Here is a 15,852-nt window from a genome sequence, read left to right on the forward strand (position 1 = left end):
TCCAATGCTTCGGCGCCGCTGGATTGCTTCGCTTCGCTCGCAATGACGGAAATTTCAAAGTCGACGACCTGCGTTCAACGTGACGCCAAGGGCGTGATCCGCTGACCCAGAGTGTTGCCGCGGACCATGATCGTGTCCTTGGTCCAGTTCCCCACCAGGGTCGTGCTTTCCTTGAAGTCGGGCGCCAGCGTCGCGGTGTTGCCCTCGACGATCAGGCCGGTCGACGAGCGCTCGCGCTCTTCGGGTGCGACGGTGATGATCGTCGAGTAATTGTCCTTATTGGGCCCGACCACGAAGGTGTTGCCGGAGATTCGCCCGGTCGCGCCATTGGGCAGGTCGATCGCATAATTGGTGTGCTGGCCCAGGCTGTCGTCGAAGCTGCTGTCGCGCACGTCGATGCGCGCGGCGCGGCTCTTGACGTAATGGCCGCCGGTGCCGCGTTCGAAGCGCGATTTCTCGATGCTCAGCGATCCGTAATGGCCGATATAGACGCCATGCGCGCCGTTGCCCGTCGGATCCTTGCCCAGCCCGGCAAAGGTCGAATGGACGATGCGGATCGCGCTCGACGGATCGGTTGCCGACAGGATACCGCACTGGCTGTCGAGGAACATCGCGTTGACGACGTCGAGATTGCCCTTTTCGATGCGGATGCCGGCACCGTTGCCGTCGGGCACGAAATTGTGACGGAAGACGAGCCCTTCGACGCGCGCGGCGGCGCCGCGCAGCACCAGCGTCGCCTTGCCTTCGCAGATCGCGTTTTCGAACACGGCCTTGCCCGCCTCGGCCGCCACGAAGGCGACGCGTCCGCCCTCCTGCACCGCGCAATCGCTGTAACGGCCCGGTGCGATCCGGATCGTGCCGGTGCCGTCGCCGATCGCGGAGACCGCATCCTGCAGCCGCGCGAACGACCGGCCGGTCTCGGCAACGGTAAAGGGTGCAGTGCCCGATTGCGACGCGGCCGGCGCGGCAAGGGCGAATGAGACGACGAACAGCGCGGGAAGGCGCATCGATATCCTCCAGAACCGGCGCGACGCAGAATCGCCGCGATACCGCGCTGCATAATCGCGATGCGTCACCAATTGGTTAGGATAGGCAGTTCGTTAACCTAATGAAATTTCCATCGCTCCCTTGTCATTCCGGCTTTCGCCGGAATGACGATAGGGTGGCGGATACCCTCAGCGCCGCTCGATCGCCTCGATCAGCGCTTCGGTGAAGGCGGGGATATCGTCGGGCTGGCGGCTGGTGATGAGGAATCCGTCGGTCGCGACTTCCTGGTCGACCACTTTTCCCCCGGCATTGGCGAGGTCGGTCCGCACCGACGGCCAGCCGGTCACGGTGCGCTCGCGGATCACGTCCGCCTCCACGAGCAGCCAGGGACCGTGGCAGATCGCGGCGATCGGCTTTTCGGCATGGGCAAAGTCGCGCACCGTGTCGATCGCCTTGCGCTCCATGCGCAGACTGTCCGGATTGGCGACGCCGCCGGGCAGCAGCAGAGCGTCGTAGGCATTGGGGTCGACCTCGTCGAGCACCAGGTCGGGCGTGATCCGGTCGCCCTGCCGATCATGTTTCTTGCCCTGGATCGGCGCGGCATTGGGCGATGCGAGATGGACGGTGGCGCCCGCCTCGATCAGCGTCTGGCGCGGCTCGAACAGCTCGGAATTCTCGAAGCCGTCAGTGGCCAGGATCAGGATCCTGGCGTCGGAAATGCTTGGCATGCATGTCTCCCATGGGTTGATCGGTCGTGGCGAAGAACCCGCTCCGTCGATGCATCGTTCCGGAACGATCGGGTGGACCGTGGGTTGGAAAAGGCGAAACCATCCCGGAGGGTGCGTGCCCAAACTTTGTTATGTCGACGATGCCCTGCCCGGCATCACCCGCAGGAAGACCGGCCGGGCCTGGGCGTATTTCGATCCCGAAGGCAAACGGATCACCGATCGCGACGAGATCGATCGCCTGAACGCAATCGCGTTGCCGCCTGCCTATGTCGATGCCTGGTTCTGCCCGTCGCCGCACGGCCATATCCAGGCGACCGCCTATGACGACAAGGGCCGCAAGCAATATCGCTACCACCCCGATTTCCGTGCGCGGAAAGAAAGCGAGAAATATAATCGTTGCGCCGATTTCGGCCGTGCGCTGCCGCTGATCCGCGCACGCGTGGAAAGCGATCTGCGCCGCACCGCAATCGGCAAGGAGCGCGCGGTCGCGGCCATCGTCCGCCTGCTCGACCTCGGCCATCTGCGCGTCGGCAACGAAGCCTATGCAAAGGCGAACAGGAGTTTCGGCGCGACCACGCTGCGCAACCGCCATGCCAGCGTCAAAGGCACGACTTTGCGGCTCAGATATCGTGCGAAATCGGGCAAGGACGTGACGATGAAGATCAGCGACGGATCGCTCGCGCGCTTCGTAAAACGCTGCCAGGACCTGCCCGGACAACATCTGTTCCAGTATCTCGACGCCGACGGCGCCGCCCATGCGGTGACCTCGAGCGACGTCAACGACTATCTGCGCGACGCATCGGGCGAGGATTTCACCGCCAAGAATTTCCGGACCTGGGGGGCGAGCGTGCTCGCCTTCGCCGCGCTTCACGCCAGCGACGCCCGGATGCCGCTCAAGGCGCTGCTCGAACCCGTCTGCGCCGCATTGGGCAATACGCCCGCGATCGCGCGCAAATCCTATGTCCATCCCGCGCTGACCGAATTGGCCGCGAGCAAGGAGGGCAATCCGCTGCCCTTGCATCTCCCCCGCGCCACCCGGTATCTGAGCCGCGCCGAACGCGGGCTGATCGATTATCTCGACTGCCTGTCCGCGGCACCGGCCAAACGCGCCGCCTGAAGAGGAGTCCCCGATGGCCGCTACCAACAAGAGCGCACCCGCGACTCTGCCAGACGTCGATGTCCGCGCATCGGTCACCCAGCTCTGGACCGACGGGCTGCGCTGGCTGGACAATCACAGCCTGCAGATCGTGATCGCCGTCGCCATCGCGACCGGCATCTTCTTCGCGCTGGTCGGCCTGCGCCGGCTGGGCATGAAATTGTGCGACAAGGAGGACCAGACCGGCTGGCGCACCGTGATCGGCCGCGCGGTTTCGCGCACCGGCACCTTCTTCATGGTCATGGTCTCCGCCAAGCTCGTCTCGGGCTATGCGCAGACGCCCGACATGCTCGCGCGGACGATCAATTTCCTCTTCACCGTTTCCGCCGTGTTTCAGGCGGCGATCTGGGCGCGGGAGATCGTGCTGGGCGTCATCGAGCATCGCGCCGGCACCGACGCGAACCGCGCCGAAGCACTGGGTAGCGCGATGGGCATCATCCGGCTGCTGGTCACGGTGGTGCTGTTCGCGGTGGCGATCATCGTCGTGCTCGACAATCTCGGCGTCAACGTCACCGGCCTGGTCGCGGGCCTCGGCATCGGCGGCATCGCGATCGGCCTGGCCGCACAAGGCATTTTCTCCGACCTGTTCGCCGCACTTTCGATCCTGTTCGACAAGCCGTTCCGGCGCGGCGACGCGATCAAATGGGATACGACATCGGGCACCGTCGAGCAGATCGGCCTCAAGACCACGCGGGTACGCGCGATCAGCGGCGAGGAAGTGATCATTTCCAACGCCAATCTGCTCAACAAGGAACTGCACAATATGGCGCGGCTCCATCGCCGCCGGCACGTGCTGACGATCGGCGTGACCTATCAGACGCCGCCCGAAATCTGCGCGGAGATCCCGGCGATGATCAAGGAGATCGTCGAGGCGCATCCCAAATGCCAGCTCATCCGCTGCGGCATGACGGCGTTCAGCCCGTCGAGCCTGGATTATGAAGTGCAGTTCGATGTGCTGTCCGAAGTCTATGACGAGGTGTTCGACGCGCGCAGCAAGGTGTGCATCGCGATCCTCCGGCGCTTCAACGCCGAGGGCATCGAATTCGCCTATCCCACCCAGACCAGCTTCACCGCCGCGCCCGACGGACGATTGATCATGCCCTATCCCAGCGAGACCAAGCTGGTCGCCCCCGATTCGGCACCGGCATCCGAACGGAAGCCGCGCTCCGGCAAGAGCGCCTGAATCAGCTTTCGGCTTCGTCCCCCGCGCGGCGCTTGCGGAACCATGCGACCGCGCCGCCAAGCGCGGCGATGATCAGGACGACGAACTTCTTGCCGAAGGCGAGCAGGATCGCGAGCAGCCCGAGCTTCTTCGCGGCGGCCACGCCGACGCCCGCGGCAACCAGCCCGGCGAGACCATATTCGGCCTTTTCATCGACTGCCTCGTCGAAATCGGCATAGCGCGAGCCGGGCTCGAACATCGCCGCCTTGCTGAACGAAGCGGCGGCGGTACGGACCTGCGGAAGCTGCGGCATGCCGGCCACCATGTTCAGGCTCAGCACGCCGCGCCGTCCGAGCAGGCGGACGTCGTAGTTGAGCGTGTTCACCGGCTCGCCGTCGAACCTGATCTCACGCGCCCAGACCAGAGCATGCTGCGCGCCGTCATAGGATGGCGGCTGCGCCCAGCCGACGAGATGCTGCCCGCCAAAGCCCGCCTTGCCCCGCTCGGCATTCATCGCCGCCTCGCTTTCGCGCGACTGGGTCAGCACCGCGTCGTAATCAGCGGTCTTGGCGTCGTCGTCGGCGACATAGCCGGTCTTCTCGAAAGTGATGACGGCGCCCCAGGGCGCATCGACGAAGGTCTTGCCCGCCGGAAACACCATGCCGAGCACATCGGTCACCGAGTCTGGAGGATTGCCCCAGCCGTCGGTCAGCACACGTTTCGCTTCCTCGGCCGGGAGGAAATAATAATCCTTGCCCAGCGCAAGCGCCGCCTGGGCCTGGGGAATCCGGATCTGCCCATCGACGGGATGCAACGAGTCGAGCAGCGCCTTGAAGCGTGCGCCGGCCGCCTCCGTGGCGGCATTTTCGGCAGCTGCAGCGGGCGGCGCAGCCCATGACATGGGCGCGGCCGCGACCAGACCGATCGCGACGAACGACTTCAACAATGCTTGGCGCATGGCATGATATCCCCCTATTTTCCGGCCCCGACCCCTTGCGGCGGCGAGCATGACATAATCGCGCCCTGTCACAAGCCTCAAACATCTCCAGAATCGACGAATCCGACGGATTCGATCGGCATCGCGCACGCGCGCTACGAACATATGATGGGCGTGGCGGAAGCGACGTTGCGGAATCCACGGCTTTTGACACATCGCCATGGCGCGCCCTATTTTCCCGCACGAACCGGGCTGGTCGCACAGGCATGCCGCGCGGCCGGCATCGGTGCCGGAGGAAAGGAAAAGCGTGAGCACCGTCACATCGCAGGAGCTGCAGGCCAGGATCGGCGAGGAGATCGGCGTCTCCGACTGGGTCGAAGTCACCCAGGCAATGATCGACAAATTCGCCGAGGCCACGGGCGACTATCAGTTCATCCATGTCGATCCCGACAAGGCGAAGCTGACGCCGTTCGGCGGCACGATCGCCCATGGCTTCCTGACGCTGTCGCTGATGCCCATGCTGATGCAGAAAGCGGACAGCCCCAGGATCGACGGCGTGAAGATGGGCGTGAACTATGGGAGCAACAAGACGCGCTTCCTGGCCCCGGTCCGGTCGGGCAAACGTGTGCGCGGCCGTTTCAAGCTGCTCGAACTGGACGAGAAGCGTCCGGGCCAATGGCAGCAGACCACCGAAGTCGTCGTCGAGATCGAAGGCGAGGACAAGCCGGCGCTAATCACCGAATGGATCGGCCAGTTTTTCGTGTGAACCATGACGGGTGGCGTCGAGCCACCCTATATTCTGTTCAATCCCACCCGACCCTCCCGCCAGGCGGAAGGGGATCAAGGAGACTCCCATGCGTGACGCCGTCATCGTTTCCACCGCCCGCACCCCGATCGGTCGCGCCTATCGCGGTGCGTTCAACAACACCGCCGCCCCGACATTGGGCAGTCACGCGATCCGCGCCGCCGTCGAGCGCGCCGGGATCGACGGCGGCGAAGTGGACGATGTCTGCTTCGGCGCGGCGCTCCAGCAGGGCAGCCAGGCGGGCAATATCGCACGCACCTCGCTGCTCCGTGCCGGCCTGCCCGTCACCGTCGCAGGCATCTCGCTCGACCGGCAATGTTCGTCGGGCCTGATGGCGATCGCGACCGCGGCCAAGCAGATCGTCGTCGACCGGATGGACGTCTGCATCGGCGGCGGCCTCGAATCGATCTCGCTCGTCCAGACCAAGGAGATGCGCGTCGCCCCCGATCGCGAGTTGCAGGCGCTGCACAAGGATATCTACATGCCGATGCTCGGCACCGCCGAGACCGTCGCCAAGCGCTACGGCATCAGCCGCGAGGCGCAGGACGAATATTCGCTCCAGTCGCAGCAGCGCACCGCCGCCGCCCAGGCCGCCGGCAAGTTCGACGACGAGATCGTCGCGACCAGCGCGAGCATGGCGGTCACCAACAAGGAAACCGGCGAAGTCACCTATAAGGACGTGACGCTCGCCAAGGACGAAGGCAACCGGCCGGAAACGACGCTGGAGGGCCTCGCCGCGCTCCAGCCCGTGATGGGCCCCGGCATGGCCATCACCGCCGGCAACGCCAGCCAGCTTTCCGACGGATCGTCCGCGAGCGTGCTGATGGAAGCCAAGCTCGCCGAAAAGAAGGGGCTCAACCCGCTCGGCCGCTATGTCGGCATGGCGGTCGCCGGCACCGAACCCGACGAGATGGGCATCGGCCCGGTCTTCGCCATCCCCAAGCTGCTCGAGCGCTTCGACCTGAAGATGGACGATATCGGCCTGTGGGAGTTGAACGAGGCGTTCGCGGTGCAGGTACTCTATTGCCGCGACAAGCTGGGCATCCCCAATGACCTGCTCAACGTCAATGGCGGCGCGATCTCGATCGGCCACCCCTATGGCATGTCGGGCGCACGCATGGTCGGCCATGCGTTGATCGAGGGCAAGCGCCGCGGCGCCAAGCATGTCGTGGTGACGATGTGCATCGGCGGCGGCATGGGCGCGGCCGGTTTGTTCGAGGTGTTCTGAGCGACGGCAGGTCCAGACTAGGCTTGCTCTCCGACCGTTTGGGCTGAGCTTGTCGAAGCCCTTGTCCTTCCCTTGCCTCGGCGCAGAAGAAGGACAGGGCTTCGACAGGCTCAGCCCGAGCGGCTTATGGATCAGACTGTCGGCGCTTCATCCTCGAGCACATAACGCGGCCCGGCGCCGCGCGCGGCCGCGCGATCCCCGGGATTGTACAGCGCACAGTTCGCAAGCGACAGGCAACCGCATCCGATACAGCCGTCCAGCCGCTCGCGCGTCCGTACCAGCTGCGCGATCCGCGCATCGAGCAGGCCGCGCATCGCCACGCTGATCCGCCGCCAGTCGGCCGCATTGGGTGTGCGCCCATCGGGCAGCTTCGCCAGTTCGGTCCCGATCGCCTCGATCGACAGGCCAAGCTGCTGCGCGATCAGGATGAAGGACAGCCGACGGATATCCGAGCGCAGGAAACGGCGCTGGCCGCCCGCATTACGATAGGGATGGATCAGCCCCTTCGCCTCGTAGAAACGGATCGCCGACACCGCGACGCCCGTCCGCGCTGCCAGATCGCCGATCGAGATCACGTCGCTCGCCCGCATCGTTTCCACCCTCGAGAAAAAGCTTGATCTCAACTTAACTTGAGGTTGCAGAAGCGATGCGTCAACCCGCCCGGCCGCCGAATCGGCCCGGATCCAGGAGCCAGAGATGACGCACGCGACGATCGAACACGTGAACCTGACGGTCAGCGACCCCGAACGCTCGGCGCGCATGGTGGAAACGCTGTTCGGCTGGAAGGAACGCTGGCGCGGCGCGGCGCGCGACGGCGGTTTCACCATCCATGTCGGCAGCGCGTCGGCCTATCTCGCTTTCTATACCGGGCCGGACGGGATCCATGCCGATGCCCGCTATCCCAAGGGCGAACCGCTCAACCATGTCGGTGTCGAGGTCGCGGATCTCGATGCGGTCGAGGCACGCGTGCTCGCGCTCGGCCTCGTGGCATTCTCGCATGGCGACTATGAACCCGGCCGTCGTTTCTATTTCCTCGACCATGACGGCATCGAGTTCGAGATCGTCAGCTATGCCTGACCCGATGGAGTGCCGGATAGCGCTGCGGGGCGAGGCCCGGTAGCCCCTTACCCCGTCATTCCCGCGTACGCGGGAATGACCCCGAAGGGCTTCGGCGAGAATGATCGAAATGAAGCTCGGGTCGCCCCCTCAATCGAACTTCTTAATCCACGCCTCCAGCACGGGTGCGATCGTGTTGCGCCATTTGCTGCCGTTGAAGATGCCGTAATGGCCGACACTCGGCGCCATGAAATATTTCTTCTTCGCGGCGGGCAGCTTGGTGGCGATGGTCAGCGCCGCCTTGGTCTGGCCGAGCCCCGAAATATCGTCGCGCTCACCCTCGATCGCCAAGATCGCGGTGTCGGTGATCGTCGCAGCATCGATCAGCTTGCCGCGATGCCTGAATTCGCCATTGGGCAGCGCGTGCGTCTGGAAGACGACGTCGATGGTCTGGAGATAGAATTCGGCGGTCATGTCGCAGACCGAACGATATTCGTCATAGAAGCGCTTGGTCGCGTCCGCGCCTTCCTCGTCGCCCTGAACGAGATGTTTGAACATCTCCCAATGGCTCATCAGGTGATCACCGAGGTTCATCGTCATGAAGCCGGCAAGCTGGAGGAAGCCCGGATAGACCTGACGCCCGGCGCCCGGATAATGCATCGGCACGGTCGCGATCACATTCTGCTCGAACCAGGCATGCGGCCGCTGCGTCGCCAGCGTGTTGACCGCGGTCGGCGCTTCGCGCGTGTCGATCGGCCCGCCCATCATCGTCAGCGTCTTTGGCGTGCAGGGATGCTTGTCGCCATTCATCAGCGCGACCGCCGCATAGCTGGGCACCGAGGGCTGGCAGACCGCGAGCACATGCGCGCCGGGGCCGATATGTTCGAGGAACGCGACCAGATAATCGATATAGTCGTCGAGATCGAAACCGCCCTCGGACAGCGGCACCATCTTCGCGTCGCGCCAGTCGGTGATATAGACGTCGCAGCTCGGCAGCATCCGCTGGACCGTGCCGCGCAGCAAGGTCGCATAATGGCCCGACATCGGCGCGACGATCAACAGCCTGGGGCCGCCCTCGACGCCCTCGCGCACGAAGCGCTTGAGCTGTCCGAACGGCTTTTGCAGGACGATCTGCTCGGTCACGGCCACCTTGCGCCCGTCGATCTCGGTCTCGATCAGGCCGAATGCCGGCTTGCCGCGCGGCGCCGAAGCGTGGGCGAACACGTCCAGCGCGGAGGCCAGGATCGGGCCGCCGCCGAAATAGGAAAAGGGGTTTGCCGGGTTCTGAAGGAATTCCGCGCTCATATGCGCGACTGCGCTGGCCCCGGCCAGCAACGAGCGCTGCATCTCATAGGCGTTATAGAGCATTCATTCACTTTCACATTGTGTCGCACTTTACGTAGGAGCTTTTGCTGCAATGCAAAAGCGCAAAGCTTCGATTGAGCGCGCCGGTTCGGGCTGCTAGGGCCGCGCCATGAGCGAAACGGGCAGCGAACGGGCAAGCAGTCCGGCAAAAGCCGACGCGACCGATGACGCGGCCCAGCCGCGTTCGGGCCGCAATCTCGGCGATCTCAGCATGGTCTGGCGGATGGCGGTACGCTATCCGGGCCATATCGCGGCCGCTGCGCTCGCCATGCTCATCGCGGCGGGCGCGACGCTGGCGATTCCGAGCAGCTTCCGGCTGATCATCGACCGCGGCTTCGTTCAGGGCGGCGGCAGCGATATCGGTCGCTGGTTCCAATATCTGCTGCTGATCGTGGTGGTGATGGCGATCGCGACCGCCTTCCGCTTCTATTTCGTCTCCTGGCTTGGCGAACGCGTCGTCGCAGACCTGCGCCTTGCGGTGCAGCGCAACCTGCTGCGCCTCTCGCCGAGCTTCTTCGAGGAGAATCGCCCGTCGGAGATCGCATCGCGGCTGACCGCCGACACCACGATCATCGAACAGCTCGTCGGCACCACCATCTCGGTGGCGATGCGCAACCTGGTCATGGGCATCGGCGGCATCGCTTATCTGTTCAGCCTGTCGCCCAAGCTGACCGGCATGCTGCTGATCGGCATTCCGGTCGTGATCATGCCGATCGTGATCCTTGGCCGCCGCGTGCGGACCATTTCGCGCAGCAGCCAGGATCGCGTCGCCGATGTCGGCGCGATGGTCAGCGAGGTGCTGGCCGCGATGAAGATCGTCCAGGCGTTCGGACAACAGGATCGCGAAGCGAGCCGGTTCGGCCAGGCAGTGGAAGCGGTGTTCGGCACGGCGCGACGACGCATCATGCTGCGCGCGGTGATGACCGCGGCCGTGATCGGCCTGATCTTCGGCGCGATCGCGCTCGTCATGTGGCAAGGCGCGCTCGACGTCGCCGCCGGCCGGATGAGCGGCGGCACCATCGCCGCCTTCGTGCTGACCGGCGGGCTCGTCGCCGGCGCCTTCGGCGCGCTGACCGAAGTCTATGGCGACCTGCTGCGCGGATCGGGTGCTGCCGGACGACTCGCCGAACTGCTCGCCCAGCAGCCTGGGATCGCCGCACCGGCACAGCCCCGCGCATTACCCGAGCCGGCGCGCGGCGAGATCCGTTTCGATCATGTCGAATTCCGTTATCCCACCCGCCGCGACACCAGCGCGCTCGCCGATTTCTCGCTGACCGTCGCACCGGGCGAGACCGTCGCCGTGGTCGGCCCGTCGGGCGCGGGCAAATCGACATTGTTCCAGCTCATCCAGCGCTTCTATGATCCCGATGCGGGCCGCATCCTGCTCGACGGCGTGGCGTTGCCCGATGCCGACCCCGCCGACATTCGCGAGCGCATCGCGATGGTCCCGCAGGAAACCGTGATCTTCGCGGCCTCGGCGCGCGACAATCTGCGCTACGGCAATTGGGACGCGTCGGACGAGGCGTTATGGGCGGCAGCCGAAGCCGCCAATGCCGCCGAATTCCTGCGCAAGCTGCCCGACGGGCTCGACACCTTCATGGGCGAAGGCGGCGCGCGGCTTTCGGGTGGGCAAAGACAGCGTGTCGCGATCGCGCGCGCCATCCTGCGCGACGCCCCCGTATTGCTGCTCGACGAAGCGACCTCGGCGCTCGACGCCCAGTCCGAACGGCTGGTCCAGCAGGCGCTGGAACGGCTGATGACCGACCGCACGACGATCGTCATCGCTCACCGCCTCGCCACCGTGCGCAGCGCCGACCGCATCATCGTGATGGACGACGGACGCATCGTCGAACAGGGCGATCATGACAGCCTGACCACGCAGGGCGGGCTCTATGCCCGCCTGGCCCGACTCCAATTCGACGGGGCACTGGCCTGACCGGATTGCCAATCGGGACATCCGGCCCTAAGTAGGCGCCAACATCAAGAGTTGGGGCGACGCCCAACGCCAACCTGCCTATCCGGGCAAGGTGGCGCTTCCGCAAGGAAGGATGTGGCCGAGCCGGCAACCAAGCGGATCAAGCCACGAGCGTCTGTCCTCTCAGTTGAAGGACATGCGTGACGATGCCGATCAAGATTCCCGACGATTTGCCCGCTTTCCGTACGCTCGAGTCGGAAGGCGTGATGGTGATGCGGGAAGCCGACGCGATCCGTCAGGACATCCGGCCGCTGCGCATCGGCTTGCTCAACCTGATGCCCAACAAGATCAGCACCGAAACGCAGATCGCGCGGCTGATCGGTGCGACGCCACTCCAGGTGGAACTGACACTCGTGCGCCTGACCGAGCATGTCGCGCGCAACACGCCGGCCGACCACATGGCGTCCTTCTACCGGCCATGGGCGGAGGTGAACGATCATCGCTTCGACGGGTTCGTGATCACCGGCGCGCCGGTCGAACGCCTGCCCTTCGAGGAGGTGACCTATTGGGACGAGATGCGCCGTATCCTCGACTGGACCCAGACCCATGTCCATAGCTGCTTCAACATCTGCTGGGCGGCGCAGGCGGCTGTCCACCATTTCCACGGCCTGCCCAAATATGAACTGCCGGCAAAGGCGTCGGGTATCTTCCGGCACCGGAACCTCCAGCCGGCTTCCCCCTATCTGCGCGGCTTTTCCGACGATTTCTCGATTCCGGTCTCGCGCTGGACCGAGGTCCGCCGCGCCGACATTCCCGGCGGCAGCGGCATGACCGTGCTCGCCGAAAGCGAGGAAACCGGCCTGTGCCTGCTCGACGATCCGCAGCGTCGCTCGCTCCACATGTTCAACCATGTCGAATATGACACGACCAGCCTGGCCGACGAATATCATCGCGACAGCGTCACCGCCCCCGGCACGCCGGTTCCCGTCAATTATTTCCCCGGGAACGATCCCGCGCGCACGCCCGAGAATCGCTGGCGCAGCCACGCGCATCTGCTGTTCGGCAACTGGATCAACCAGATCTACCAGACCACGCCGTTCGACCTTTGAGGCGGCAGTGGCTGAGGGTCAGTGGCGAGCGATGCGCGGATCGAAATAGTCGCGCAGCGCATCGCCGGTCAGGTTGATGCAGAGCAGCGAAATGACGATCAGGAGCCCGGGGAACAGCGATAGCCAGGGCGCGTCGGCCACGAATTGCCGGCTTTCCGCGAGGATCCCGCCCCAGCTCGGATAGGGTGGCGGCACACCCAGGCCAAGGAAGCTCAGCGCGCTTTCGGACAGCAAAGCCTGCGCGAAATAGGCGCTGGCCAGGACCGTGAGCGGCCCGACCATATTGGGCACGATATGGCGCAGGATGATGAAGATGTGCGGATGGCCGAACAGCCGCGCCGCCTCGACAAAGCCGCTTTCGCGTAGCGAGAGCACGCTGCCGCGCACGACGCGCGCGACATTGGGGGTATAGGCAAGCCCCAGCGCCAGCACGACGCCGGTTTCGCTGGCGCCGATGACCGAGATCAGCGCCAGCGCCAGCAAGATGCCCGGCATGGCCAGGAACGCGTCGATGAAGGCGGAGACGATCCGGTCGGTGACGCCCCGGAAATAGCCCGCGCTCGTTCCGATCACGATGCCGAGCAGCAACGAGACGGTGACGGTCGCCAGGCTGATCCGGATGCTGACCCCCGCCCCGACCAGCAGCCGGCTCAGCAGGTCGCGGCCGAACGGATCGGTGCCCAGCCAATGCACGCCCGATGGCGGCTGCAGCCGCGCCGCGACCGACAGGGCCAGCGGATCCTGCGGGGTCCAGAGCGATCCGACCAATGCGAGGATGATGATGACGACGAGGCCGCAGGCGCTGGCCGCATAGGTCGGCGAACGCCGGATCTGGCGGACAAATCCCTTCATTGGTTCCTCACGCGCGGATCGAGCAGCGGGTAGATCAGATCCACGACGATATTGATCGCGATGTAGATCAGCACGATGAACAGCAAGGTGCCCTGCACCACCGGATAATCGCGGGCATAGATCGCATCGACGAGGAAGCGGCCGAGCCCGGGCAGACCGAAGATCGTCTCGATCACCGCGGCACCGCTCAGCAGCGAGCCGAGGATCAGCCCGAGCATGGTCAGCGTCGGCGACAGCGCGTTCTTGAGCGTGTGCCGCCACAGCACCGCGCGCTCGGGGATGCCCTTGGCGCGGGCATAGGCAATATAATCCTGGCCCAGCACCTCGATGGTGCTCGCGCGCATCAGCCGGGTCAGGATCGCCGCCTCGACGAAGACCAGCGAGATCACCGGCATGACGATGTGGAGCAGCCATTCGGACGGCCGCTGCGAGAAATCGACGAAGCCCATGGTCGGCAACCAGCCCAGCGCCTCGCCGAAGAGCATGATCAGCAGCATGCCGACCCAGAAGCTGGGGACCGACAGGAACAATGTCGCCGCCGCGACGATCGCATTGTCGGGCCGGCGCCCGCGATAGCGCGCCGCTATGATCCCGGCGGGCAAGGCGATCAGCGCGGCCAGCACGAAGGCGATGCCCACCACCTGCGCCGTCACCCAGAAATGCTCGAGCAATGCCGGTCCCACCGGATCGCCGGTCATGAACGACTGGCCGAGATCGCCGGTCAGCACCGCTTTCAGCCAGATCAGATATTGCACGGGCAGCGGCCGATCGAGCCCCATCTGCTCGCGGATCGCGGCGAGTTGCGCCGCATCGCCGACATCGCCGAGCAGCAGCGCGGCGGGATCGCCGGGCACCATGCGCAGCAGCGCGAAGATGAAGATCGAGGTGATCAGCAGCGTCGGAATGACACCGATCAGCCGGCGGATGAAGAAACCCATCATTCGGGCCGCACCTTCACGCCCCACAGCCGCGGCCGGCCAAAGGCCCAGGGCCGATATCCCTCCAGCCGCTTGCTGGCGATATCGACGATCAGATCATTGTACAGGCCGATGATCGGCACCTGTTTCTCCATTTCCAGATGGAGCGTATCGAGCAATTGCTGGATCTCCGCGTCGTTCGATGCCGTCTCCAGCCGCGCGACCAGCGCACGCGCGGTCGGATCGTCCCATTGCACGCTGGCGCGATCGGCCTTCGAACCGATGAAATTGCCGTAGAGCAGCGAGGGATGGCTGCGCGCCGAATAGCCGAAGGTCGAAAGCTGGAAATTGCCCGTCGTGAAATTGTGGAGCTGTGTCGCCCAGTCGTACATCTCGATCTTCGCGTTGAACCCCGCCGCCGCCAGCATCGCCTGAACCGCGACCGCGCTGTCGTACATATAGGAGAATTTGCGATTGGCCTGGATGCGGATCACCTGCCCGCGATAGCCCGCCTCATGCGCCAGCCGCCGCGCCAGCGCGGGATCATAGGTAAGCCAGCGATCCTCGACTGAGCCGTGATAACGGCTGAGATGCTGGGTCGCCGACGGATTGACCTCGGCGAGCCCGGCCGTCGAGAAAGTGGTGACCATGGCGGGCGAGATGGCATGCGCGATCGCCCGGCGCATGCGGACGTCGGACAGCAGCGGATCGCGCGTCTGCATCAACAGCACCGACCAGTCGAGCGTCTGCTGGCGATAGACGTTGATATCGCCCCGCGTCTTCGCGCGCGCACTCACTTCGCGATAGGCGCTGAGCGGCACGGCGAACAGCAGGTCGATATTGCCCGCATAGACCGCCGACTTGGCAGCGATGCGATCGGGCGTCACCACGAAGACAAGGCGATCGGCATAAGCGATCTTCCGCCCGGTCACGCCGCTGGGCGGATCGCTGCGCGCCGCATAGCCGGCAAAACGGGTGAGCGTCACCGAGCGCCCCTTGCGCCAGGCACCGAGCATATAGGGGCCGGTGCCGACCGGCTTTCGCCATGTCCCGTCGGGCGCGACCGAGGATGGATGCAGGATGGCGGTCTGGCACTGGAGGTTCGCCATCCGGTCGAGGAACAGCACGCTCGGCTTGTTCAGCCGGAATGCGATGCGATCGGGTGCCAGCACATCCACCGCGTCGAGCTTCAATCCCCCCGCCCCCGATCCGTCATAGAATTCGCGGCAGCGAAAGCCGGTTTCGGGGCGCAGCATCCGATCCCACGACCATTTCACCTCGGTGGCAGTCAGCGGCGCACCATTGTGGAAACGCACCCCTTTGCGCAGCGTGAAGATATAGGTCCGGCCCGCATCGGAGACGTCGATCCGCTCGGCGAGCAACGGCCCCACAGTCAGGTCGTCGCGATAGCCGACCAATGATTCCCCGATATGGTAGAGCACCATGTCGGTATTGCCGTCGCGCAGCACGCCCGGATTGGTGCTGAGGATGTCGGAATTGATCGCGACGCGGATCTCGCTGCCCGTGGCGGCCGGGGACGGCGACGATGGCGCGCCGAACCCGAACGCCCACAAGGCCGCACCACCCGCCAGCAGCAAGGGCAGGATCACCGGCGTGGGGGGGGGGGGGGGGGGG

General features: G+C 65.1%; 15 protein-coding genes and 1 riboswitch. Of the genes, 7 read left to right on the forward strand and 8 right to left on the reverse strand.

The genetic code is table 11. From position 1 onward, the window contains the following. Positions 1–74 precede the first annotated feature (74 nt). Positions 75–1,007, reverse strand: a complete 933-nt coding sequence (locus AC3WN8_RS07390) for a right-handed parallel beta-helix repeat-containing protein (protein WP_492668752.1) — start codon at positions 1,005–1,007, stop codon at positions 75–77. Between the two features lie 168 nt (positions 1,008–1,175). Further along, the gene (locus AC3WN8_RS07395; protein ID WP_492668753.1) at positions 1,176–1,715 is read right to left on the reverse strand and encodes a type 1 glutamine amidotransferase domain-containing protein; all 540 of its coding nucleotides are present in this window, start codon (positions 1,713–1,715) and stop codon (positions 1,176–1,178) included. A 115-nt stretch (positions 1,716–1,830) separates the two neighbouring features. Here AC3WN8_RS07395 and AC3WN8_RS07400 point away from each other — a divergent pair, with 115 nt between their 5' ends. Together AC3WN8_RS07400 and AC3WN8_RS07405 are read left to right on the forward strand one after the other, a co-directional pair. Then, positions 1,831–2,832 carry a DNA topoisomerase IB gene (locus tag AC3WN8_RS07400; protein WP_492668754.1) on the forward strand — a complete coding sequence of 334 codons (1,002 nt, stop codon included), beginning with the start codon at positions 1,831–1,833 and terminating at the stop codon, positions 2,830–2,832. A 13-nt stretch (positions 2,833–2,845) separates the two neighbouring features. Beyond that, positions 2,846–4,054, forward strand: a complete 1,209-nt coding sequence (locus AC3WN8_RS07405; protein ID WP_492668755.1) for a mechanosensitive ion channel family protein — start codon at positions 2,846–2,848, stop codon at positions 4,052–4,054. Position 4,055: 1 nt separating this feature from the next. Here AC3WN8_RS07405 and AC3WN8_RS07410 read toward each other — a convergent pair whose 3' ends face one another. Further along, positions 4,056–4,991 (reverse strand): DUF2167 domain-containing protein, encoded by a 936-nt coding sequence (locus AC3WN8_RS07410; RefSeq protein WP_492668756.1) that lies wholly within the window; start codon positions 4,989–4,991, stop codon positions 4,056–4,058. 286 nt (positions 4,992–5,277) lie between these two features. Between AC3WN8_RS07410 and AC3WN8_RS07415 the strand changes: the two genes are divergently transcribed. Together AC3WN8_RS07415 and AC3WN8_RS07420 are read left to right on the forward strand one after the other, a co-directional pair. After that, complete coding sequence (locus tag AC3WN8_RS07415; protein WP_492668757.1) at positions 5,278–5,736, forward strand: MaoC family dehydratase; 459 nt, start codon at positions 5,278–5,280, stop codon at positions 5,734–5,736. Between the two features lie 88 nt (positions 5,737–5,824). Beyond that, positions 5,825–7,003, forward strand: a complete 1,179-nt coding sequence (locus AC3WN8_RS07420) for an acetyl-CoA C-acyltransferase (RefSeq protein WP_492668758.1) — start codon at positions 5,825–5,827, stop codon at positions 7,001–7,003. 131 nt (positions 7,004–7,134) lie between these two features. Here the strand turns inward: AC3WN8_RS07420 and soxR are convergent, their stop codons facing one another. Continuing rightward, entirely contained in the window at positions 7,135–7,593 is a 459-nt protein-coding gene (soxR, locus tag AC3WN8_RS07425) for a redox-sensitive transcriptional activator SoxR (protein WP_492668759.1), read from the reverse strand. A gap of 106 nt (positions 7,594–7,699) precedes the next feature. Between soxR and AC3WN8_RS07430 the strand changes: the two genes are divergently transcribed. Beyond that, positions 7,700–8,080, forward strand: coding sequence for a VOC family protein (locus AC3WN8_RS07430; RefSeq protein ID WP_492668760.1), 381 nt, complete (start codon positions 7,700–7,702; stop codon positions 8,078–8,080). 129 nt (positions 8,081–8,209) lie between these two features. On the opposite strand, the gene AC3WN8_RS07435 is transcribed toward AC3WN8_RS07430, so the two are convergent. Next, positions 8,210–9,427, reverse strand: coding sequence for a polyhydroxyalkanoate depolymerase (locus AC3WN8_RS07435; protein WP_492668761.1), 1,218 nt, complete (start codon positions 9,425–9,427; stop codon positions 8,210–8,212). A gap of 106 nt (positions 9,428–9,533) precedes the next feature. On the opposite strand from AC3WN8_RS07435, the gene AC3WN8_RS07440 reads away from it, so the two are divergent. Both AC3WN8_RS07440 and AC3WN8_RS07445 read left to right on the forward strand, forming a co-directional pair. Next, entirely contained in the window at positions 9,534–11,360 is a 1,827-nt protein-coding gene (locus tag AC3WN8_RS07440; protein WP_492668762.1) for an ABC transporter transmembrane domain-containing protein, read from the forward strand. A 36-nt stretch (positions 11,361–11,396) separates the two neighbouring features. After that, positions 11,397–11,504, forward strand: a riboswitch (SAM-I-IV-variant riboswitch). A gap of 41 nt (positions 11,505–11,545) precedes the next feature. Further along, complete coding sequence (locus tag AC3WN8_RS07445) at positions 11,546–12,448, forward strand: homoserine O-succinyltransferase (RefSeq protein ID WP_492668763.1); 903 nt, start codon at positions 11,546–11,548, stop codon at positions 12,446–12,448. 18 nt (positions 12,449–12,466) lie between these two features. Here the strand turns inward: AC3WN8_RS07445 and AC3WN8_RS07450 are convergent, their stop codons facing one another. From AC3WN8_RS07450 to AC3WN8_RS07460, 3 genes are all read right to left on the reverse strand, one after another. Next, a complete protein-coding gene (locus tag AC3WN8_RS07450) occupies positions 12,467–13,300 on the reverse strand; it encodes an ABC transporter permease (RefSeq protein WP_492668764.1) in 834 nt (277 codons plus the stop codon). Then, positions 13,297–14,241: an ABC transporter permease gene (locus AC3WN8_RS07455; protein WP_492668765.1), complete on the reverse strand. Its 945-nt coding sequence runs from the start codon at positions 14,239–14,241 to the stop codon at positions 13,297–13,299. Before AC3WN8_RS07455 ends, AC3WN8_RS07450 begins: the two co-directional genes overlap by 4 nt. Next, on the reverse strand, positions 14,238–15,852 hold a 1,615-nt coding region (locus AC3WN8_RS07460), incomplete at its 5' end, for an ABC transporter substrate-binding protein (protein ID WP_492668766.1). The genes AC3WN8_RS07460 and AC3WN8_RS07455, both read right to left, overlap by 4 nt.

This window comes from Sphingobium sp. FW305-3-2-15-F-TSA7, assembly GCF_058787155.1.